Annotated in this window: 13 protein-coding genes and 1 pseudogene; 9 read left to right on the forward strand and 5 right to left on the reverse strand. The window is 70.5% G+C overall.

Annotated elements, in window-relative coordinates; translation table 11 throughout:
• Positions 1–50 precede the first annotated feature (50 nt).
• The 5 genes and pseudogenes from kynU (at position 51) to H9645_RS01300 (ending at position 5,500) form a co-directional block, all read left to right on the forward strand.
• Positions 51–1,343 (forward strand): kynureninase, encoded by a 1,293-nt coding sequence (kynU, locus tag H9645_RS01280; protein WP_191727924.1) that lies wholly within the window; start codon positions 51–53, stop codon positions 1,341–1,343.
• Between the two features lie 38 nt (positions 1,344–1,381).
• Positions 1,382–2,755 (forward strand): FAD-dependent oxidoreductase, encoded by a 1,374-nt coding sequence (locus tag H9645_RS01285; RefSeq protein WP_191727925.1) that lies wholly within the window; start codon positions 1,382–1,384, stop codon positions 2,753–2,755.
• Positions 2,752–4,188 (forward strand): annotated as a pseudogene (gene sbcB, locus H9645_RS01290) (exodeoxyribonuclease I); the annotation flags it as partial. The gene H9645_RS01285 and the pseudogene sbcB, both read left to right, overlap by 4 nt.
• 68 nt (positions 4,189–4,256) lie before the next feature.
• Positions 4,257–4,943: a DUF2461 domain-containing protein gene (locus tag H9645_RS01295; protein WP_191727927.1), complete on the forward strand. Its 687-nt coding sequence runs from the start codon at positions 4,257–4,259 to the stop codon at positions 4,941–4,943.
• A 2-nt stretch (positions 4,944–4,945) separates the two neighbouring features.
• Positions 4,946–5,500 (forward strand): DUF2939 domain-containing protein, encoded by a 555-nt coding sequence (locus tag H9645_RS01300; protein WP_191727928.1) that lies wholly within the window; start codon positions 4,946–4,948, stop codon positions 5,498–5,500.
• A 16-nt stretch (positions 5,501–5,516) separates the two neighbouring features.
• Here H9645_RS01300 and H9645_RS01305 read toward each other — a convergent pair whose 3' ends face one another.
• The 5 genes from H9645_RS01305 to H9645_RS01325 all read right to left on the reverse strand — a co-directional run bounded on the left by H9645_RS01305 (position 5,517) and on the right by H9645_RS01325 (position 15,297).
• Positions 5,517–6,929, reverse strand: a complete 1,413-nt coding sequence (locus tag H9645_RS01305) for a flavin-containing monooxygenase (RefSeq protein ID WP_191727929.1) — start codon at positions 6,927–6,929, stop codon at positions 5,517–5,519.
• Positions 6,930–7,273: 344 nt separating this feature from the next.
• On the reverse strand, positions 7,274–8,182 hold the full coding sequence (locus H9645_RS01310; protein WP_191727930.1) for a 5'-nucleotidase: 909 nt from the start codon (positions 8,180–8,182) through the stop codon (positions 7,274–7,276).
• A gap of 54 nt (positions 8,183–8,236) precedes the next feature.
• Positions 8,237–9,022 carry an NAD kinase gene (locus H9645_RS01315; protein ID WP_191727931.1) on the reverse strand — a complete coding sequence of 262 codons (786 nt, stop codon included), beginning with the start codon at positions 9,020–9,022 and terminating at the stop codon, positions 8,237–8,239.
• An 80-nt stretch (positions 9,023–9,102) separates the two neighbouring features.
• A complete protein-coding gene (locus tag H9645_RS01320) occupies positions 9,103–13,986 on the reverse strand; it encodes an NAD-glutamate dehydrogenase (protein WP_191727932.1) in 4,884 nt (1,627 codons plus the stop codon).
• A 162-nt stretch (positions 13,987–14,148) separates the two neighbouring features.
• Entirely contained in the window at positions 14,149–15,297 is a 1,149-nt protein-coding gene (locus H9645_RS01325) for an acyl-CoA dehydrogenase family protein (protein WP_191727933.1), read from the reverse strand.
• A 195-nt stretch (positions 15,298–15,492) separates the two neighbouring features.
• Here H9645_RS01325 and H9645_RS01330 point away from each other — a divergent pair, with 195 nt between their 5' ends.
• The 4 genes from H9645_RS01330 (at position 15,493) to H9645_RS01345 (ending at position 21,712) form a co-directional block, all read left to right on the forward strand.
• Positions 15,493–16,422, forward strand: a complete 930-nt coding sequence (locus H9645_RS01330) for an ArsR/SmtB family transcription factor (RefSeq protein ID WP_191727934.1) — start codon at positions 15,493–15,495, stop codon at positions 16,420–16,422.
• Positions 16,419–17,492: a homocysteine S-methyltransferase family protein gene (locus H9645_RS01335; protein WP_191727935.1), complete on the forward strand. Its 1,074-nt coding sequence runs from the start codon at positions 16,419–16,421 to the stop codon at positions 17,490–17,492. Before H9645_RS01330 ends, H9645_RS01335 begins: the two co-directional genes overlap by 4 nt.
• Positions 17,493–17,784: 292 nt before the next feature.
• Positions 17,785–20,499: a methionine synthase gene (gene metH, locus H9645_RS01340; RefSeq protein WP_318240472.1), complete on the forward strand. Its 2,715-nt coding sequence runs from the start codon at positions 17,785–17,787 to the stop codon at positions 20,497–20,499.
• A gap of 19 nt (positions 20,500–20,518) precedes the next feature.
• A complete protein-coding gene (locus H9645_RS01345) occupies positions 20,519–21,712 on the forward strand; it encodes an MFS transporter (RefSeq protein WP_191727937.1) in 1,194 nt (397 codons plus the stop codon).
• Positions 21,713–21,952 lie beyond the last annotated feature (240 nt).

Raw genomic sequence — 21,952 nt, forward strand, 5'->3', positions numbered from 1 at the left:
CCGTGTAAATCCGCGTTCATCCGTGTCATCCGTGGCAAAAGGGCTTTTCAATGACCAACCCGTACACCGACCAGTACGCCACAGCCCTCGACGATGCCGACCCGCTGCGCGGGCTGCGCGCGGAGTTCCACGTGCCGCGGCACGGCGACGGCGAGCAGGCCTATTTCGTGGGCAATTCGCTGGGCCTGCAGCCGAAGGCGGCGCGGGCGCACGTGGAGGACGTGCTCGACAAGTGGGCCGCGGAAGCCGTCGAGGCGCACTTCACCGGCACCACGCAGTGGATGCCCTACCACGCCCTGCTGCGCGAGCCGCTGGCGCGGGTGGTCGGCGCGGAACCCGAGGAGGTGGTGGCGATGAATTCGCTGACCGCCAACCTGCACTTCATGCTGGTCAGCTTCTACCGGCCGACGCGCGAGCGGCCGGCGATCCTGATGGAGGCCGGTGCGTTTCCGTCCGACCGCTATGCGCTGGAGTCACAGCTGCGCTTCCACGGCTTCGACCCGGCCACCGACCTGATCGAACTCGAGCCTGACCAGCCCGGGGGACGGTTCTCGATGGAGGCGATCGCGCGCGCGATCGAGCTGCACGGGCCGCGGCTGGCGCTGGTGCTGTGGCCGGGCGTGCAGTACCGCACCGGCCAGGCCTTCGACGTCGCGGAGATCACGCGGCTGGGGCACGCCGCCGGAGCAATCGTGGGCTTCGACCACGCGCATGCCGCCGGCAACCTGGCGCTGCGCCTGCATGACGACGGCCCGGACTTCGCGGTGTGGTGCCACTACAAGTACATGAACGCCGGCCCGGGGGCGGTGGCGGGCTGCTTCGTGCACGCGCGCCATGCGCGCACCGACCGTCCGCGCTTCGCCGGCTGGTGGGGGCACGAGGAGGCCACGCGCTTCCGCATGGAGCCGACGTTCCAACCCACGCCCGGCGCCGACGGCTGGCAGCTCAGCAATCCACCGATCCTTGGGCTGGCGCCGCTGCGCGCGTCGCTGGAACTTTTTGACCGCGTCGGCATGCAGGCGCTGCGCGCGAAGTCGCTGTCGCTGACCGGCTACCTGGAAACACTGATCGCGCAGCGCCTGTCCGGCACGCTGGCCATCGTCACGCCGGGCGATCCGGGGCAGCGCGGCGCCCAGCTCTCGCTGCGCGTGCTGGAAGGCCGCGGCCTGCGCGGACGCGACGCCGGGCGTTCGCTGTTCGACGCGCTGTCGGCGCAGGGCGTGCTCGGCGACTGGCGCGAACCCGACGTGATCCGGATCTCGCCGGCACCGATGTACAACAGCCACGCCGACGTGCTGCGCTTCGTGCGCGCCGCCGAAGCCTGGCGCGAGGGCCGGGCGTGAGCGGCGCGGCACCCCCGGCGCGGGCACCCGGTGGCGGCGTGGACGCGACGCAGCGCGAGGCCACCATCGTCGGCGCGGGCCTGGCGGGCGCACTGATGGCCACCCTCCTCGCCCAGCGCGGCTGGGCCGTCGAGGTCTACGAAAGCCGGGGCGACCCGCGCATCCACGGCTTCGCCGGCGGGCGGTCGATCAACCTCGCGCTGGCCGAACGCGGCCTGCACGCGCTGCGCGCGGCCGACGCCGATCGCGACGTGCTCGCCCAGGCGGTGATGATGCGCGGGCGCATGGTGCATCCGCCGGGCGGCAGCCCGCAGCTGCAGCGCTACGGCCGCGACGACAGCGAGGTGATCTGGTCGGTCAGCCGCGGCGAACTCAACATCACCCTGATCAACGCAGCCGAAGCCGCCGGCGCACGGATCCATTTCGACCGGCGGCTGGAATCGGTCGACTTCGTGGCGAAGCGGGCGTTCTACCGCGGCGGCGGCGAACTGCACCGCGTCGGCTTCGCCACCCTGATCGGCTGCGACGGTGCCGGCTCCACGCTGCGCGGGCAGATGCGCGCGAGGTCCGACCTGGGCGAACGCACCGAATGGCTCGGCCACGGCTACAAGGAGCTGGAGATCCCGCCCGCGCCGGATGGCGACTTCCGCATCGAGCCGAACGCGCTGCATATCTGGCCGCGCGGGCGCTACATGTGCATCGCGCTGCCGAACGACGAGCGCACGTTCACGGTGACGCTGTTCATGGCGACGCAGGACGAAGGCAACGGTGACCCGAGCTTCGAGACCGTGCCCGACGCCGCCGCCGCGAGGGCGCTGTTCGAACGCGACTTCGCCGATGCGCTGCCGCTGATCCCCGGGCTCGACCACGACTTCGACGCCAACCCGATCGGCACGCTGGGAACGCTCTACCTCGAGCGCTGGCACCTCGGCGGCGACGCGGTGCTGATCGGCGACGCCGCGCACGCGATGGTGCCCTTCCACGGCCAGGGCATGAACTGCGCCTTCGAGGACTGCGTGGCGCTGGCGCGGCAGCTGGATGCGACCCGGGACCTCGCGGCGGCCTACGCCGCCTTCGAAGCCCGGCGCATGCCCGACGCCGCCGCCATCCAGAAGATGGCGCTCGACAACTACATCGAGATGCGCGACCTGGTCGACGACCCCGGCTTCCTGCTGCAGCGCGAGCTGGAGCTGGCGCTGCAGGCACGCCATCCCACCCGCTTCATCCCGCACTACGCCATGGTCACCTTCATGCGCATCCCCTACTCGCTGGCGCTGGAGCGCAGCGAAGTGCAGCGGGTGATCCTGGAGGATGCGACGCGGGGCCGATCCTCGCTGGATGACGTGGACATCGCGGCGCTGGATCCGGTGGTCGAGGCGGCCCTGACCCCGCTGGAGGACAGCCCGGCGTGACCGACAGTTTCCTGTTCTACGACCTGGAGACCTGGGGCACCGATCCGCGGCGCACCCGCATCGCGCAGTTCGCCGCGATCCGCACCGATGCCGACCTCGTCGAGCTGGGCGAGCCGATCGAGTTCCTCGTGCGCCCTGCCGACGACCTGCTGCCCTCGCCCGGCGCCTCGATGGTCACCGGGCTCGCCCCGCAGGACGCGCTCGCCGGCCTGTCCGAAGCCGAGGCCTTCGCCCGCATCGCCGACGAGATGTCCCGGCCGGGCACCTGCACGCTGGGCTACAACTCGCTGCGCTTCGACGACGAGTTCGTGCGCCACGGCCTGTTCCGCAACTTCCACGATCCCTACGAGCGCGAGTGGCGCAACGGCAACTGCCGCTGGGACCTGCTCGACGTGATGCGCCTGGCGCACGCGCTGCGACCCGAGGGCATCGAATGGCCCCGTCGCGACGACGGTGCCACGTCGTTCCGGCTCGAATACCTGGCCGAGGCCAACGGCGTGCGCATCGGCGACGCGCACGAGGCGCTGTCGGACGTGCGCGCGCTGATCGGGCTGGCCCGGCTGTTCCGGACCGCCCAGCCACGGCTCTGGCAGTACGCGCTGGCGCTGCGCGACAAGCGCCACGTCGCCGGCATGCTCGACCCGTTCGCGATGACGCCGCTGCTGCACGTCTCGCAGCGCTATCCGGCCTCGCGCCTGTGCGCGGCGGCGGTGGTGCCGGTGGCGGTGCATCCGCAGATCGGCAACCGCGTCATCGTCTACGACCTCGACAGCGACCCGGACGGGCTGCTGGCGCTGTCGGCCGACGAGATCGCCGCGCGCCTGTACGTGCGCTCGGCCGACCTGCCCGAGGGCGTGTCGCGCGTGCCGCTGAAGGAAGTGCACACCAACCGCTGCCCCGCGCTGGTGCAGTGGAACCACCTGCGCCCGGCGGACTTGGAGCGCCTGGGGATCGATCGCGAGACCGCCGAGGCCCGCGCCGCCCGCATCCGCGCGCACGGCCCCGCGATCGCGGAGAAGGTGCGCCACGTGTTCGCCCGCGAGCGCGACCCGCGCGAGCGGCCGGACGTCGACGCCGCGCTCTACGACGGCTTCGTCGGCGACGGCGACAAGGCGCGCATGGCCCGCGTGCGCGCCACGCCTCCGGCGCAGCTGGGAACCACCGACTACGGGTTCCAGGACCCGCGCCTGGCCGAACTGCTGTTCCGCTACCGCGCCCGCAACTGGCCGGACACGCTGGATGTCGAAGCGCGGCTGCGCTGGGACGGGTACCGACGCCGGCGCCTGCATGCCGACGGCGGGCTGTCCGAACACACCTTCCAGACCTACTTCGACGACATCACCCGCCTGCGCGCCGAGTCGGCTGGCGACGCCGCGCGCCAGGCCCTGCTCGACCGCCTGGAGGACTGGGGCCGCGGGCTTGCGGCCGGCCTGCCCCCGGCCGACAACGCGACCGCCGGCAATGCCGAGGCCGGCGGCCCCGGCCACCCTGCTCCCACGCCATGACCACCTACTTCACCGACCGGACCTTCCGCTTCCTGCGCTCGCTGGCGCGCCACAACGAGCGCGCCTGGTTCCACGCCCACAAGCAGGACTACGAGGCGCACGTGCGCGACCCGCTGCAGCGGCTCATCACCGACCTGCAGCCCGACCTCGCCGCGGTCAGCCTGCACTTCCGCGCCGACCCGCGCAGCGTGGGCGGCTCGCTCTACCGCATCCAGCGCGACACCCGCTTCGCCAACGACAAGCGCCCCTACAAGACCTGGCAGGGCGCGCGCCTGTTCCATGCCCGCCGCCAGGAACTGGCCACGCCGCTGTACTACCTGCACATCCAGCCGGACGGCTGCTTCGTCGGCGCCGGCATCTGGCGTCCCGAGTCGCCGACGCTGCGCCGTATCCGCCAGTTCATCGTCGACAATCCGGCGGGCTGGACGGCCGCCGCGCACGCCCCCGCCTTCCGCCGTCGCTACGCGTTCGACGAAGAGGACATGCTGGTGCGCCCGCCGCGCGGCTTCCCGGCGGACTTCGCCTTCATCGACGATCTGCGCCACCGCAGCTTCGTGGCCTGGCGGCCGCTGGACGACGATACGGTCACCGGCCCGAAGCTGCGCCAGGTGCTGGCCAAGGACCTGCGCGAACTCGCACCGCTGGTGGACTATCTTTGCGCGGCACTGGACCTGGAGTTCTGACCATGGCCGATTCCCGCAGGCTGAAGGCACTCGGCTGGATCGCGGCGCTGGTGCTGCTGGCATTGCTGGCGTGGACCGCCAGCGGGCCGTGGCGCGCGGTGGCCGGCATCCGCGAGGCGGTCCAGGCCGGCGACGCGCGGGCGCTGGCGCGCCACGTCGATTTCCCGGCGCTGCGCGCCAGCCTGAGGCCGCAGGTGCAGGACCGCATCGTGCGCGCGGCCGGCGTGGATGCGCAGTCCGGGGCGTTCGCCGCCTTCGGCCTGACCGTAGCCACCGGGCTGGCCGGAGGACTGGTCGACGCCATGGTCACGCCCACCGGCCTGGCGGCGATCATGGAGGGCCGCAAGGTCTGGGAGCGGGCCGCCAACGTGCCACCGCCGTCGCGTGCCGGCACCAGCGCAGCCCCGGAGCCGGTCCCGGCCCCGAGGCTGCGCTTCGAATCGTTCTCGCGCGCCTCGGCCACGGTCAGCCTCGACGATGGCGACGAGCTGGTGCTGGTGCTGACGCGCCACGGCCTGCAGTGGCGCCTGTCGGACATCCGGCTGCCGCCCGCCTGAGCGGCGCGTCCGGCGCTCAGGCGCTGCGTCGCACCGGCTCTGCCGCCCGCACGGCCCCGGCGACGGCGGGCTGGTCCTCCAGCTCGCGCGTTCCGTCCAGGAACGCCTCCAGCGAATCGTCCATCGCCTGCATCCACGGCGTGTGGTGCGGCGGCGCGAGGGTGCCGGTGATGGTGGAGCGGTAGCTCCTGTCGCGGTAATCGAGGATGCCGGCCTGCTTGTCGCGCTTCCACTCCTTGAACATCGCCGCCACGTCCTCGATCGCGAACTCCGGATAGTCGGTCCGGTCGACGAGGTCGCGCACGTAGGCCGCCTGGAAATCGATGTCGTCGTCGACGCTGGCACAGGCGTTCTCGCGCGCGAACCAGGCCTCACTGTCGGCGCGCATGGCGGCGGCATCCGGCAGCGCGGTGCGGCCGAGGATGACGTCGCGCGCCAGCCAGGCCTGGGCATCGAACATGTTGAAGGTGTAGTACTGGTCCTGCATCCCGAGGTAGACGAGCTTCGGGTTGTCGATCCAGAACACGCCCTTGTAGAGGTCCCGCGGGTACAGCCGGTTGCCGGTGCGCAGGGTCAGCGCGTCGGGCAGGAACGGGAAGTGGTGCTGGTAGCCGGTGCACAGGATGATCGCGTCCACGTCCTGGCTGCTGCCGTCGACGAAGTGCGCGGTGTTGCCCTCCACGCGGGTCAGCAGCGGGCGCTCGCTGAAGGCCTCCGGCCAGTCGTAGCCCATCGGCGCGCTGCGGTAGCTGAAGGTCACCGACTTCGCACCATATTTGTAGCACTGGGTGCCGATGTCCTCGGCGGAATAGCTGCTGCCCACCAGCAGCAGGTCCTTGCCGGTGAACTCGCAGGCATCGCGGAAATCATGCGCATGCAGCACCCGGCCCGGGAACTGCGACAGGCCCTCGAACGCCGGCGCGTTGGGCGTGGAGAAGTGGCCCGTCGCCACCACCACCCAGTCGAACTCCTCGCTCACCATGCGGTCGTCCTCGAGCTCGCGCACGGTCACCGTGAACTTGGCCGTCTCCTCGTTGTATTCGACCGAATGCACCGCGGTGTTGAAGCGGATCTGGTCACGCAGGCCGCTGCGTTCGATCCGGCCCATGATGTAGTCGCGCAGCACCGGCCGCGGCGGGTACGAGGCGATCGGCCGGCCGAAGTGCTCCTCGAAGCTGTAGTCGGCGAACTCCAGGCACTCCTTGGGCCCGTTCGACCACAGGTAGCGGTACATGCTGGCGTGCACCGGCTCGCCGTGCTGGTCCAGTCCGGTGCGCCAGGTGTAATTCCACATGCCTCCGAGATCGGACTGCTTCTCGAAACAGACGATCTCGGGCACCTCGGCGCCCGCGCGGCGGGCGGCATCGAAGGCGCGCAGCTGGGCCAGGCCGCTGGGGCCGGCGCCGAGGACGGCGATTCGTTGGGTCATGCTGTGTCTTCTCCTGTCGCGGCACGCGCCTTCGGGCGCGGCCAGGCGCGATGGATCGCGCGGGAACGCGCCAATCCGGGGCCCGGGAGGACCCGCTGGAGGACGCACGGCTGCCCGGCTGCGCGGGCTGTTTCCCCGATGGACGGCGGCAGGAGCTGCCGGACCCGCCTCGGGAGGCGCCCGCGTCCCGGGGGAGCAGGCGTCGGCATCACGCAGCACGCGGACCGGCTGCCACCGGAAATCCGGCGAACATCGGCCATGAGCGGCAAATTTGCGCGAAACTCCGGCTATCGTAACACGCGTCGTTTTCACGGCCCGGACGGACGCCGGGTCCAGGCGCGGACTCAGCCGGCGTTCGACACCCCGTGCGGTACGTGTCCGGTCGCCACGTGCTGGCGCGCGGAGTCGATGTTGTGCTGCGAGTCGTCGAAGAAGATATCGGCACCGAACACGTCGAGGAACGGCCCCTTGGCACGGCCGCCCAGGAACAGCGCCTCGTCCAGGCGCACGCCCCACTCCCGCAGGGTGCGGATCACGCGCTCGTGCGCGGGCGCCGAGCGCGCGGTGACCAGCGCGGTGCGGATCGGCGAGGCCTCGCCTGGCGGATAGGCCGCCTGCAGGTGGTGCAGCGCATCGAGGAAGCCGCGGAACGGACCGCCGGAAAGCGGCTCGCGCGCGCGCTCGATCTCGTGGCGGTGGAAGGCCTCGATGCCGGCCTCGCGAGAGACCCGCTCGCCCTCGTCGCCGAAGATCACCGCGTCGCCGTCGAAGGCGATGCGCAGCTGGTCGTGCCGGTGCGCCGGCGCCTTGGCCGGCAGGATGGTGGCGGCCGCGACGCCGTTCTCCAGCGCCGCGCGCACCGACTCCGGGTTGGCCGACAGGAACAGCTGCGCGCCGAACGGGCGGATGTAGGGCCAGGTCGGCTCGCCCGAGGTGAAGGTGGCGCGCGCGATCGCCAGGCCGTGGTGCTGGATGGAATTGAAGATGCGCAGCCCGGTGTCGGCGGAGTTGCGCGACAGCAGGATCACCTCGACCCGCGGTGCCTCGGGCGAGGCGCCTTCGTTGAGCGCCAGCAGCTTGCGCACCAGCGGGAAGGCGATGCCCGGCTCGAGGATCTCGTCCTCCTTCGCGCGCTGGTGCTCGGCATAGGCCTCGATGCCGTCGCTCTCGAACAGCGCATGGCTGTCCTCGAGGTCGAACAGGGCCCGCGAGGAGATGGCGACGATCAGCGGCGGCAGGACATCGGAGGGCATGGCGCCAGTATGGGCGAAGGCCGTCGCATGCGGCGAGACCCCGGGGCGGCCGGCTCAGGCCTCGAACTGTTCGCTGAGGATGCGCTCTTCCAGGTTGTGCTCGGGATCGAACAGCAGGGTCACGGTGCGGTCGCGCGACTCCTGGATGGTGACCTCGACCACGTCGCGCACCTCGTGCGAGTCGGCGGTGGCGCTGACCGGGCGCTTGTAGGGATCGAGCACGCGGAAGCGGACCACGGTGTCGGCCTTGAGCAGCGCGCCGCGCCAGCGCCGCGGGCGGAAGGCGGCGATGGGCGTCAGTGCCACCACGCTCGAGCCCAGCGGCAGGATCGGGCCGTGCGCGGAATAGTTGTACGCGGTGCTGCCGGCCGGCGTCGCCAGCATCACGCCGTCGCAGACCAGCTCGTCCAGGCGCACCTGGCCGTTGAGTTCGATCGAGACGTGCGCGGCCTGGCGCGTCTGGCGCAGCAGCGACACCTCGTTGTAGGCCAGCGATCCGACGCTGGCGCCGGACTCGGTGGCCGCCACCATCTCCAGCGGCCGCAGCACGGCGGGCTCGGCGCCCTCCAGGCGCGACATCAGGTCGGGCACGCGGCCGGACTCGCCCTGGTAGTGGTTCATGAGGAAGCCGACGGTGCCGAGCTTCAGCCCGTACACGGGCTTGCCCAGCCCGCCGTGGCGATGCAGCGTCTGCAGCATGAAGCCGTCGCCACCGAGGGCGCAGATGATGTCGGCCTCGTCGGGCGCGCACTGGCCATGGCGCGCGGTGAACTCCGCCAGCGCGGCCTGCGCGTCGGGCGCAGGGCTGGCGAGGAAGGCAATACGCGGCGATCCGGTCATGGCCGCAGCATAACCCGCGGCCATGGCCGGCGAAGCCCCGCCCTCGCCCGCCATGGGCGGAGGGCGGGTGATGGCCTGCCTCAGCCCGCGCTGGCCAGCTGCGCCAGGCGGCGCACCGCCACCGAGGCGGTCGGGTAGTCGAGCGAGGTCTGCGTCGCGAGCTCGGACAGCATGCCGAGCGTGAAGCGCAGCGCGGCGTCGTCGCGGCCGATCCACTGCGCGACCTTGGCGTCGGCGTCGCGGCCCGGCATCGACAGCACCTGGCCCACGAGGGCGCGCTGCTGCGCGGCGAGTTCGTCGCGCAGCGCGCCGCGGGCGACCGCGTGCCAGCGCCCGTCCACCGCCAGCGCGTCGATCTGCTGCACCAGCCAGGGCAGGTTCAGCGCGTCGGCGAGGCGGAAGTACACGCGCGCCACCTCGACCGGCTTGCGCTTGCGCTCGCGCGCCAGCTCGATGATGTCGGGGCTGGCCTCGAGGTACGGCAGCGCGGCCAGCTGGCTGGCCAGCACGTCCGGAAGGCCCTTGGCGCGCCAGTCGACCAGCGACTGCTCGTAGGCCGGGCGCTGCGCGGCGGTGAGGATGTCCTCGCCGGCATAGATCGCCTGGAAGCCGTCGTGGTAGCGCTCCACCGCGCTGGTGATGGTCGGCAACGCGCCCGGGCGCGCCAGCAGCCAGCGCGTGAACGAACGCTGCAGCGCCCAGATCACCTGCAGGGCGTCGATCTGCACCGACTCGTGCACCTTGCCGTCCAGCGCATCGATCTGCGCCCACAGCGTGCGCGCCTCGATGGTCTCGCGGGTGATCGTGAACGCCTTGGCCACCTCGGCCGGCGTGCGCCCGCTGTCTTCCTGCATGCGCAGCAGGAAGGTCGCGCCCATGCGGTTGATGGTCGAGTTGGTGACCGCTGTGGCGATGATCTCGCGCTTCAGGCGGTGCTGCTCCATGGCCTTGGCGTACTTCGCCTGCAGCGGCTGCGGGAAGTAGCGCTGCAGTTCGCGCGACAGGTACGGGTCCTCCGGGATGTCGGAGTTCAGCAGCTGCTCGAACGCCACCAGCTTGGAGTACGACAGCAGCACCGCCAGCTCCGGGCGGGTCAGGCCGAGGTTGCGCGCCTTGCGGTCGGCGAGCTCGGCGTCGCTGGGCAGGAACTCGATCTGGCGGTCCAGCAGGCCCTGCGACTCCAGGGTCTGGATGAAGTGCTGCTTGGAGCCCAGGCGCGACACGCTCATCCGCTCCATCAGGCTGATGGCCTGGTTCTGGCGGTAGTTGTCGTTGAGCACCAGGCCGGCGACCTCGTCGGTCATCGCCTTCAGCAGCTTGTTGCGCTCCTCGATCTTCAGCTTGCCGGCCTGCACCTGGCCGTTGAGCAGGATCTTGATGTTCACCTCGTGGTCGGAGGTGTCGACGCCGGCGGAGTTGTCGATGAAGTCGGTGTTGAGCAGCACGCCCGCCTGCGCGGCCTCGATGCGGCCGCGCTGGGTCATGCCCAGGTTGCCGCCCTCGCCCACGATGCGGCAGCGCAGCTCGCCGCCGTTGACGCGGATGGCGTTGTTGGCGCGGTCGCCGACGTCGGCGTGGGTCTCGGCCGCGCCCTTGACGTAGGTGCCGATGCCGCCGTTCCAGAGCAGGTCGACCGGCGCCTTCAGCACTGCCGACATCAGCTCGTTGGGGCTCATCGCGGTGGTGCCGTCGGCGAGGCCGAGCGCGGTGCGCATCTCCGGCGACACCGGGATCGACTTGGCGCTGCGCGAGAACACGCCGCCGCCCCTGCTGATCAGCGACTTGTCATAGTCGTCCCAGCTCGAGCGCGGCACCTTGAACAGGCGCTGGCGCTCCTTGTACGAGACCGCCGAGTCGGGGTTGGGGTCGACGAAGATGTGGCGATGGTCCATCGCCGCGACCAGGCGGATGTGCTTCGACAGCAGCATGCCGTTGCCGAACACGTCGCCGGACATGTCGCCGATGCCGACCGCGGTGAAGTCCTGCTTCTGGCAGTCGATGCCGAGCGCGCGGAAGTGGCGCTTGACCGACTCCCACGCACCGCGCGCGGTGATGCCCATGCCCTTGTGGTCGTAGCCCACCGAGCCGCCGGAGGCGAAGGCGTCGTCGAGCCAGTAGCCGTAGTCGCGCGACAGGCCGTTGGCGATGTCGGAGAAGGTCGCGGTGCCCTTGTCGGCGGCCACCACCATGTAGGGATCCGGATCATCGTGGCGCACGACGTTGGCCGGCGGCACGATGTCGCCGGCCACGGTCAGGTTGTCGGTCAGGTCGAGCAGGCCGCTGATGAAGCGCTTGTAGCAGGCGATGCCCTCGGCCTGGATCGCGTCGCGGTCGCCGCCGACCGGCGGGCGCTTGACGATGAAGCCGCCCTTGGAGCCGACCGGCACGATCACCGTGTTCTTCACCATCTGCGCCTTCACCAGGCCCAGCACTTCGGTGCGGAAGTCCTCGCGGCGGTCGGACCAGCGCAGGCCGCCGCGCGCCACCGGGCCGAAGCGCAGGTGGGTGCCTTCCACGCGCGGGCCGCAGACGAAGATCTCGCGGTAGGGGCGCGGCTTGGGCAGGTCGGGCACGCGCGACGAATCGAACTTGAAGGCGATGTAGTCCTTCGGGCGACCCTCGGCGTCGGCCTGGTAATAGTTGTTGCGCAGCGTCGCGTCGATCACGCCGACGTAGCTGCGCACGATGCGGTCCTCGTCGAGGCTGGCGACGCCCTCGAGCAGCTCGCGGATCGCGGCGTGCGCCGCTTCGATGGCCGGCTTGCGGGCCTTGTCGGCGATCGCGGGGTCGAAGCGCGCCTCGAACAGCTCGACCAGCTTCCCGGCCAGCGCCGGGTTGCGGACCATGGTCTCTTCGACGTAGCTCTGCGAGAACGGCACGCCGACCTGCAGCAGGTACTTGCAGTACGCGCGCAGCATCGACACCTGGCGCCAGCCGAGGCCGGCCGCGGCCACCAGGCGGTTGAAGCCGTCGTTCTCGGCGTCGCCGCGCCAGATGCGGGCGAAGGCCTCCTCGAAGCGGGCAGCGTCGGGCTCGGCGCCGCCGGCGACCTCGACCTCGAAGTCCTGGATGTAGGCCACGCGCGGCGCGGCGCCGTCGGCGGACGGGATCTCCAGGCGGTGCGGATGCTCGGCGATCACGCGCAGGCCCATGTTCTCCATCATCGGCAGCACGTCGGACAGCGGCACGTCGCGGCCGGCGCGGTAGAGCTTCAGGCGCAGCGCGCCCTCGCCCGGCTGGTGCAGGGCGGCGCGCTGGAGGCTGAGGCCGAGGTCGTCCGGGCCGGCCAGCGCGTCGAGCCTGGCGACGTCGCCGGCGGCCACGGCGGGCGTGGCGCGCTCGATGTAGGGCACGGGGAGCGCGCGGCCCCAGGTGGAGGCCAGCCCGAGGCCGCGGGCCTCGCCTTCGGCCTCGATCAGCGCCTCGCGCAGGTCGTCCTGCCAGTTGCGCACGATCGCGGCCAGGCGCGCCTGCAGCGCGGCCTCGTCGACCTCGACCGCCTCGCCGGTGCGCGGGCGCACCAGCATGTGCAGCTGCGCCAGCGGCGATTCGCCGAGGCTGACGTTGGTGTCGACGTGGTCGGCGCCCAGCGTCTCCTTCAGCATCGCCTCGACGCGCAGGCGGACCTCGGTGTTGTAGCGGTCGCGCGGCACGTAGGCGAGCACGGAGTAGTAGCGGCCGTAGTGGTCGCGGCGCAGGAACAGGCGGCTGCGCACGCGCTCCTGCAGGCCGAGGATGCCGCTGGCCACGCGCTGCAGTTCGCCGCTGGAGGCCTGGAACAGCTCGTCGCGCGGCAGCGTCTCGAGGATGTGCTTGAGCGCCTTGCCGCTGTGGCCGGTGTCGGCCAGGCCCGAGGCGCCCATCACCTGCTCGTGGCGGTCGCGCACGATCGGGATGTCCCAGGGACGGCGGTTGTAGGCGCTGGAGGTGTAGAGGCCGAGGAAGCGCTTCTCGCTGGTCGCGCGCGTGCCCTTGGCGTCGAAGCCGAGCACGCCGATGTAGTCCATGTAGCCCGGGCGGTGGATGGTGGAGCGCGCATTGGTCTTGGTCAGGATCAGCGGCTCGACGGTGCGCTCGGTGCGCTGCGCACCGACCGTGCTCAGCAGGCGCGGCTTGCCGACGTCGCGGCAGCTCAGGAGGCCCAGGCCACTGCCCTCGACGGCCTGCAGCACCTCGTCGCGGCCGGTCTTCACCACCTCGTACTCGCGGTAGCCGAAGAAGGTGAAGTGGTTGTCGGCGGCCCAGCGCAGGAAGGCCTGGATCTCGGCGCGCTCGGCGTGGGACACCGGCAGCGCGGCACTCGAAAGGCCCTCGGCCACCTCTTCCATGCGCGTGCGCATCGCCTGCCAGTCGCGCACGATCAGGCGCACGTCCTCGAGCACGCCGCGCACGGCGGCCTCGATGCGCGCGCAGCCCTCGGGCGTCTGGCGGTCGATCTCCAGGTGCATCAGCGATTCCGCCATGCCCTGGCCCACGCCCGACAGCTTGCCGGCGCGGTCGCGTCCGAGCTGCACCACCGGATGGCCGAGGACGTGCACGCCCACGCCCAGTTCGGCCAGGGCCATGGTCACCGAGTCGACGAGGAAGGGCATGTCGTCGTTGGCGATCTGCAGCACCGTGTGCTGGGTCTCCCAGCCGTGCGAGGCCAGGGTCGGGTTGAACAGGCGCACGATCGCGGTGCCGGGCTTGCGCTTGCCGATCGCGGCGAGGAAATCGGTCGCCAGCGCGGCCCAGCCGTCGGCCTCGTGGAGGTTGATCTCGTCCTCCCCCATGCGCTGGTAGAACGCGGCGGCGAAGGTGGCGGCGTCGTCGCCGCCGGACTTGCCCGCGCGCTTGCGCACCGCGGCCAGCACGGGATCGAGCAGCCGGCCGTCGCGCGCGGTGGCGCGGCGGTCGTCTGCCGCGGCGTTGGCGGCCCTGGCGGCCTTCGAACGGGTGGAAGCCTTCTTGGGAGCAGTACTCATGTCGGTATCCGGATGCAATGAGGCCCGCGCACAGGCACGGGCCAAGGAAGTCGTATCGTCAGGAACGGCGGCGCGCCACCGGCTCGGTGTCCCGCATGGGAACCGGTTCGGGGCGCGGGCAGTGGCAGGGTTTGCGCACGGGCTGCACGGTCGTCGGTGGCGTCAGCGCAGCCCGGTCTCATGCCGGGCGATCACCAGACGCTGGATCTCGCTGGTGCCCTCGTAGATCTCGGTGATCTTGGCGTCGCGGAAATAGCGCTCGATCGGCATTTCCTTGGAATAGCCCATGCCGCCGTGGATCTGCAGCGCCTGGTGGGTGATCCACATGGCGGCCTCGGAGGCGGTGAGCTTGGCGATCGCGGCCTCGTTGCTGAAGCGCTGGCCCTGGCCCTTCACCCACGCCGCGCGCAGCGTCAGCAGCAGGGCCGCGTCGAGCTTGCACTTCATGTCGGCGATCTTGGCCTGGGTCATCTGGAACGCGCCGATCGGCTGGCCGAAGGCCTTGCGCTCCTTCACGTATTCGATCGTGGCCTCGTACGCAGCGCGGGCGATGCCGATGGCCTGGCTGGCGATGCCGATGCGGCCGGCGTCGAGCACGCCCATGGCGATCCTGAACCCCTCGCCCTCGTTACCCAGGACCTCGTCGGCGTTCACCACGTAGTCGTTGAACTCGATCTCGCAGGTGGCCGAGGCGCGGATGCCGAGCTTGGGCTCGGTCTTGCCGCGGCCGAAGCCCTGGCGCGCGGTGTCGATGACGAAGGCGGTGATGCCGCGCGCGCCCTTGTCCGGGTCGGTCATCGCGAACAGCACGATGTACTTCGCCACCGGGCCCGAGGTGATCCAGCTCTTCTTGCCGTTGACGACAAAGCTGCCGTCGGCCTGCTTCACGGCGCGGCAGCGCATGGCGGTGGCGTCGGAGCCCGACTGCGGCTCGGTCAGCGCGAAGGCGCCGATCTCGCGGCCCTCGGCGATGGCGGAGACATACAGCTGCTTCTGCGCCTCGGTGCCGTGGGTCAGGATGCCGTTGCAGAACAGCGAGTTGTTGACCGACATGATGGTGGAGTGCGCGGCGTCGGCGGCGGCCACTTCGACCATGGCCAGCACGTAGGCGACCGGGTCCATGCCGGCGCCACCGTAGGCTTCCGGCACCTCGATGCCCATCAGCCCGTTCTCGCCCAGTAGGCGGATGTTGTCGAGGGGGAATTCGCCGGTCTGGTCGTGGTGCTCGGCGCTCGGCGCGATCTTCTCCTGCGCGATGCGGCGGGCCACGTCCTGGATCATCAACTGCTCTTCGGTGAAGCTGAAATCCACGCGCTGCTCCTGTATGCGCCGCGCCCGGGCGACGGCCTGAAAACAAGAGCGCCATTCTAGCCTGCCCACGGCGCCGCATCGACAGCCGGTGCGCCGCGCGACGCGCCGGCAGTCCTCGTGCGGGCCTCGTGGCCTTGACCCGGCGCCGACGCCGTTCGACAATGCATCTCTATATCGCGATGCGAAGATATATCGATGGATCTCGAAGCCTGGTCGAGCCACCTCAAGGTACTCGCCGACGCCACCCGCGTACGCCTGCTGGCCCTGCTGGACGGAGAGGAGCTCACGGTCGCGGAACTCTCCGCGATCACGCGCCTGGCCCAGCCCCGCGTCTCCACCCACCTCGCCCGACTGAAGGAAGCCGGACTGGTCCGCGACCGGCGCGCGGGCGTGTCCGCCTACTACCGCTTCGACGAGGACCGCCTGGATCCCGCGCAGCGCGCATTGTGGCAGACGCTCCGCGACGGCAGCGACGATCCGCTGCTGCGCCAGGACGCCGAGCGCGTGGCCGGTGTGCTGGCAATGCGCGCCGCAGACCAGAACTGGGCCGATTCGGTGGCCGGCGACATGGAGCGCCACTATTCGCCGGGCCGCACCTGGGAGGCGATGGCGCGCTCGGCGCTACCGCTGCTGGAAACCGGCGACGTGCTCGACATCGCCTCCGGCGACGGCGTGCTGGCCGAACTGCTGGCGCCGCACGCGCATCGCTACGTCTGCATCGATGCCAGCCCGCGCGTGGTGGCGGCGGCGCAGGAGCGCCTGAAGCGCTACCGCAACGTCGAAGTGCGCGAGGCGGACATGCACGCACTGCCCTTCGACGACGGCAGCTTCGACCTGGTGGTGCTGATGCACGCCCTCACCTATGCGGAGAAGCCCGCGCTGTCGGTGGCCGAGGCCGCGCGCGTGCTGCGCCCGGGCGGCCGCCTGCTGCTCACCAGCCTCGCCCGCCACGGCCACCGGGCGGCAGTCGAGGCCTTCGGCCACGTCAACCTCGGCTTCACCGAAAAGGAGCTGCGCCGCTTCGTCGACAAGGCCGGCCTGGCGCTGCATTCGTGCGAGACCGTCACCCGCGAAAAGCGCCCGCCGCACTTCGAAGTCATCTCCCTGATCGCAGGCGCCCCATGAGCGTCCTCCCCTGGCTCCATCCAGGCCGCGTCGCGCTGCTCGAAGCCGCGCTGACCGAACGCATCCTGGTCATCGACGGCGCCATGGGCACGATGATCCAGGGCCACCGGCTGGACGAGGCCGGTTACCGCGGCGAACGCTTCGCCGCCGGCTTCGACGCGCGGCACCCCGGAGACGGCGCCGCGCACGACCTCAAGGGCAACAACGACCTGCTGAGCCTGACCCGCCCGGAGCTGATCAGCGGCGTGCACGCGGATTACCTCGCGGCGGGCGCGGACCTGGTCGAGACCAACACGTTCAACTCGACCGCCGTCAGCCAGGCCGACTATGGCCTGCAGCACCTGGTGCGCGAGCTCAACCTCGAGGGCGCGCGCCTGGCCCGCGCCGCCTGCGACGCCGCGGAAGCCGCCACGCCCGGCAAGCCGCGCTTCGCCATCGGCGTGATCGGCCCCACCAGCCGCACCGCCTCGATCAGTCCCGACGTCAACGACCCGGGCTTCCGCAACACCAGCTTCGACGCCCTGCGCGAGGACTACCGCGTGGCGATCGACGGGCTCATCGACGGCGGCGCCGACGTGCTGATGGTCGAGACCATCTTCGACACCCTCAACGCCAAGGCCGCGCTGTTCGCGATCGAGGAGGCCTTCGACGCCCGCTGCGCGCGGCTGCCGGTGATGATCTCGGGCACCATCACGGACGCCTCCGGACGCACGCTCTCTGGCCAGACCGCCGAGGCCTTCCACATCTCGGTCGCGCACGCGCGGCCGCTGGCCGTTGGCCTGAACTGCGCGCTCGGCGCGAAGGAGCTGCGCCCGCACGTCGAGACCCTGGCGCGGGTCGCCGATTGCCTGGTCAGCGCGCATCCCAACGCCGGCCTGCCCAACGCCTTCGCCGAATACGACGAGACGCCGGAGGAGATGGCGACGATGCTGGAGGAGTTCGCCCGCTCGGGCCTGCTGAACCTGGTCGGCGGCTGCTGCGGCACCACCCCGGCCCACATCCGCGCCATCGCCGACGCCGTCCGGGGCCTCCCGCCGCGGTCGCTGGCTTCGCTGGAGGTGGCGGCGTGAGAGTTCTTTTGCCACGGATTTACGCGGATGCGCCGCGGATTTTCACGGATAAGGCAAAAGCATTTTTTTGCCACGGATTTACGCGGATTAACGCGGATCTGGCCGAGGCAAGTCTTGGGGAGGTCGGTGAAAGTGGTTCGCCGCGTACTGTCGCCGGCCGCTCCGAACCCACTTCCAGCGGCTTTTGCTCTATCCGCTTTAATCCGCGTAAATCCGTGGCAAAAAATGCTCCTCGCTTTTTCTGCTCTTCCCGCTTTATCCGTGTAGATCCGCGGCGCACCCGCGTAAATCCGTGGCAAAAAAACGGCGGGGTGTCCCGATGAGCACGCCCAGGCACACGCGGCTGTCGGGGCTGGAGCCGCTGGTCATCACTCCGGAGCTGCTGTTCGTCAACGTCGGCGAGCGCACCAACGTCACCGGCAGCGCGCAGTTCCGGAAGCTGATCAAGGAAGACCGCTTCGAGGAGGCGGTCGAGGTCGCCCGCCAGCAGGTCGCCAATGGCGCCCAGATCCTCGACGTCAACATGGACGAGGGCCTGATCGATTCGGCGAAGGCGATGACGCGCTTCCTCACCCTGATCGCGTCCGAGCCCGACATCGCGCGCATCCCGGTGATGGTCGACTCCTCGAAATGGGAGGTGATCGAGGCCGGGCTGAAGTGCCTGCAGGGCAAGGGCGTGGTGAACTCGATCTCGCTCAAGGAGGGCGAGGAGCAATTCATCGGGCAGGCGCGCAAGGTGCTGCGCTACGGCGCGGCGGCCGTGGTCATGGCCTTCGACGAGGACGGACAGGCCGACACCGCCGCGCGCAAGGTCGAGATCTGCACCCGGGCCTACCGGATCCTGGTCGACCAGGTCGGGTTCCCGCCCGAAGACATCATCTTCGACCCGAACATCTTCGCCATCGCGACCGGGCTGGAGGAGCACAACAACTACGCGGTGGACTTCATCGAGGCCACGCGCGTCATCCGCGCGACGCTGCCGCACTGCCACGTCTCCGGCGGCGTCTCCAACGTCTCGTTCTCGTTCCGCGGCAACGAGACCGTGCGCCAGGCGATCCATTCGGTGTTCCTGTACCACGCGATCGCCGCGGGCTTGGACATGGGCATCGTCAACGCCGGCGCGATGCCGATCTACGACGACCTCGATCCCGAACTGCGCGAACACGTCGAGGACGTGATCCTCAACCGCCGCCCGGACGCCACCGAGCGCCTGCTCGCGCTGGCCGAGCGCTACCGCGGCAGCAAGGGCCGGAAGCAGGAGGAGGACCTGGCGTGGCGCGGCAAGCACGTGCGCGCGCGGCTCAGCCATGCCCTCGTGCACGGCATCGACCAGTACGTGGTCGAGGACACCGAAGAGGCGCGCCTGCTGTCGACGCGACCGCTGGACGTGATCGAAGGCCCGCTGATGGACGGCATGAACGTGGTCGGCGACCTGTTCGGCGCCGGCAAGATGTTCCTGCCGCAGGTGGTGAAGTCGGCGCGTGTGATGAAGAAGGCCGTGGCCTACCTGCTGCCCTTCATCGAGGCCGAAAAGCTGCGCACCGGCGACACCGGGAAGAACAACGGCAAGGTGGTGATGGCCACCGTCAAGGGCGATGTCCACGACATCGGCAAGAACATCGTCGGCGTGGTCCTGGCCTGCAACAACTTCGAGGTGATCGACCTCGGGGTGATGGTGCCGGCGCAGAAGATCATCGACACGGCGGTCGCCGAGAACGCCGACCTGGTCGGCGTCTCCGGCCTGATCACGCCTTCGCTCGAGGAGATGGGCCACGTCGCGCGCGAGATGCAGCGCCAGGGGCTGACCATCCCGCTGATGATCGGCGGCGCCACCACGTCGCGCGCGCATACCGCGCTCAAGATCGATCCGCACTACAGGTCGCCCACGATCTGGGTGAAGGACGCCTCGCGCGCCGTGGGCGTGGCGCAGTCGCTGGTGTCGGCGGACCTGCGCGCACCCTTCGTCGCCGCCAACGAGGCCGACTACGCCGGCATCCGCGAGCGCCACCGCAACCGCGGCGACGCCAAGCGCCTGGTGCCGCTGGACAAGGCCCGCGGCCAGCGTTTCGACGGCGGCTGGGACGCCTACGTGCCGCCCGCGCCGGCCAGGCCCGGGATCACCGTATTCGACGAATACCCGCTGGCCGACCTGGTCGACACCATCGACTGGACGCCGTTCTTCCAGGCCTGGGAGCTGGCCGGCCGCTTCCCGGCCATCCTCGAGGACGAGGTCGTGGGCGCCGCCGCCAGCGAGCTCTACCGCGACGCGCGCGACATGCTCGACACGATCATCCGCGAGAAGTGGCTGGTCGCGAAGGCGGTGTTCGGACTCTTCCCGGCGGCCGGCGTCGGCGACGACGTCGAGCTCGAGGTCGCGCCCGGCGAGACCCTCATCGTCCCCTTCCTGCGCCAGCAGGTGGACAAGCCGGTCGAACGCCCGGACTTCTGCCTGGCCGACTTCATCGCGCCCAAGGCCACCGGCCTGCGGGACTGGATGGGCATGTTCGCGGTCACCGCGGGCATCGGCATCGAGCCGCACCTGGAGCGTTTCCGCGCCGACCACGACGACTACCGCGGGATCCTGCTCAAGGCGCTCGCCGATCGCCTGGCCGAAGCCCTGGCGGAGCACCTGCACCGGCGCGTGCGCACGGAATTCTGGGGCTATGCGCCCGGCGAGGCGCTCGACAACGACGCCCTGATCGCCGAGGCCTACCGCGGCATCCGCCCTGCGCCCGGCTATCCGGCCTGCCCCGACCACAGCCCGAAGGCGCAGCTGTTCGCGCTGCTCGACGCCCCCGGGAACGCCGGCATGGAGCTGACCGACGGCTTCGCGATGCTGCCCACCGCGGCGGTCTCGGGCTATTACTTCAGCCACCCGAAGAGCCAGTACTTCGTCGTCGGGCGGGTCGGCAAGGACCAGGCGGCCGACTATGCGAAGCGCCGTGGCGTGCCGCTGGCCCAGGTCGAACAGTGGCTGGCGTCCAACCTCGACTACGATCCCGACTGAGCACCGCACCGGCACGTCGATGATCGAACACGCGCGCAGCGCCGCGGCGGCACCGGTGGTGCGGCTGTCGAGCTTCTACTTCGCCTACTACGCGGCGCTGGGCGCGTTCACGCCCTACTGGGCGATGCACCTGCAGTCGCGCGGGATGGGCATCACCGCGATCAGCGTGATGATGAGCCTCTGGTACGCGACCCGGGTGGTGGCACCCAGCACCTGGGCCACGATCGCCGGCGCGTCCCCGAAGCCGATCCGCTGGCTGCGCATCGGCTGCGTGCTGACGGTGGCGAGCTTCGCCTGCTTCCTGCCGGAACAGCCGGAATGGACCCTGTTCGCGGCGATGGTGGCGTTCTGCTTCTTCTACAACGCGGTGATGCCGCAGTTCGAGGCGATCACGCTCGGCCACCTCGGCGCCGACGCGCATCGCTACGGCACGATCCGGGTCTGGGGCTCGATCGGCTTCATCCTGGTGACCACCGGCTTCGGCTGGCTGATCGAGCGCCACGGCGCCGGCATCCTGCCCTGGGCGATGCTGCCGCTGTTCGCGTTGATGGCCGCGAGCGCGTTCGTCAACCGCGATGCCGGCCACGTCGGCCCGCGGGGGCGGGCGGGCGGCGAGTTCTGGGCGATCGTGCGCCAGCCGAGGGTGGCGGCGTTCCTGGTGGCGGCCTTCCTGGAGCAGCTGTCCTTCGGCCCCTACTACACCTTCTTCTCGGTCTACATGGACGGGCTCGGCTACTCGACGTCCACGCTGGGCCTGCTGTGGACGGTGGGCGTGGTGTTCGAGGTCGCCGTGTTCTTCACCATCTCCGGCATCTTCCGCCGCTGGGACCCGAGCTGGCTGCTGCTGGTGTCGATGGCCAGCGCCGTGCTGCGCTGGTGGGCCACCGCGCTCTGGCCGGAAAGCATGCCGGTGATGCTCGTGGCCCAGGCCACGCATGCGCTGGGCTTCGCCGCGTTCTTCGCCGCGGCCATGCAGATGCTGGCGACGTACTTTCCCGGGCGGCTCAACGGCCACGCCCAGGGCCTGTTCTACGGCTTCTCGTCGGGCCTGGGCGGCGTGCTGGGCGCCCTTGTTGCCGGCCAGCTCTGGCCCTGGGGCGACGGCCGCCTCGCCTTCCTCGCCGCCGGCGGCTTCGCGCTGCTCGGCTGTGTCATCGCCTGGATCTGGGTGGTGCCGCGGAGGAAAAGCCTTGCCACGGATCTGCGCGGATAGAGCGGAGGGTGTGGAAAGAGCGGAAAGGCTTTACCACGGATGACGCGGATCACGCGGATTTACGCGGATAGAGCAGTGCCTTTAAGGAAGGTCTGCGCGCGCCGAGTGGAGTCGCGCGATGCCCTATCAGAACATGCACCACTCTTGCCTCGGCCAGATCCGCGTAAATCCGCGTGATCCGCGTCATCCGTGGTGAAAAAAGCTCCTGCCTGAACCGTGCAGCGCCCTCATCCGCGTAGA

It is taken from the genome of Luteimonas colneyensis (assembly GCF_014836665.1).
GTDB lineage: Bacteria > Pseudomonadota > Gammaproteobacteria > Xanthomonadales > Xanthomonadaceae > Luteimonas > Luteimonas colneyensis.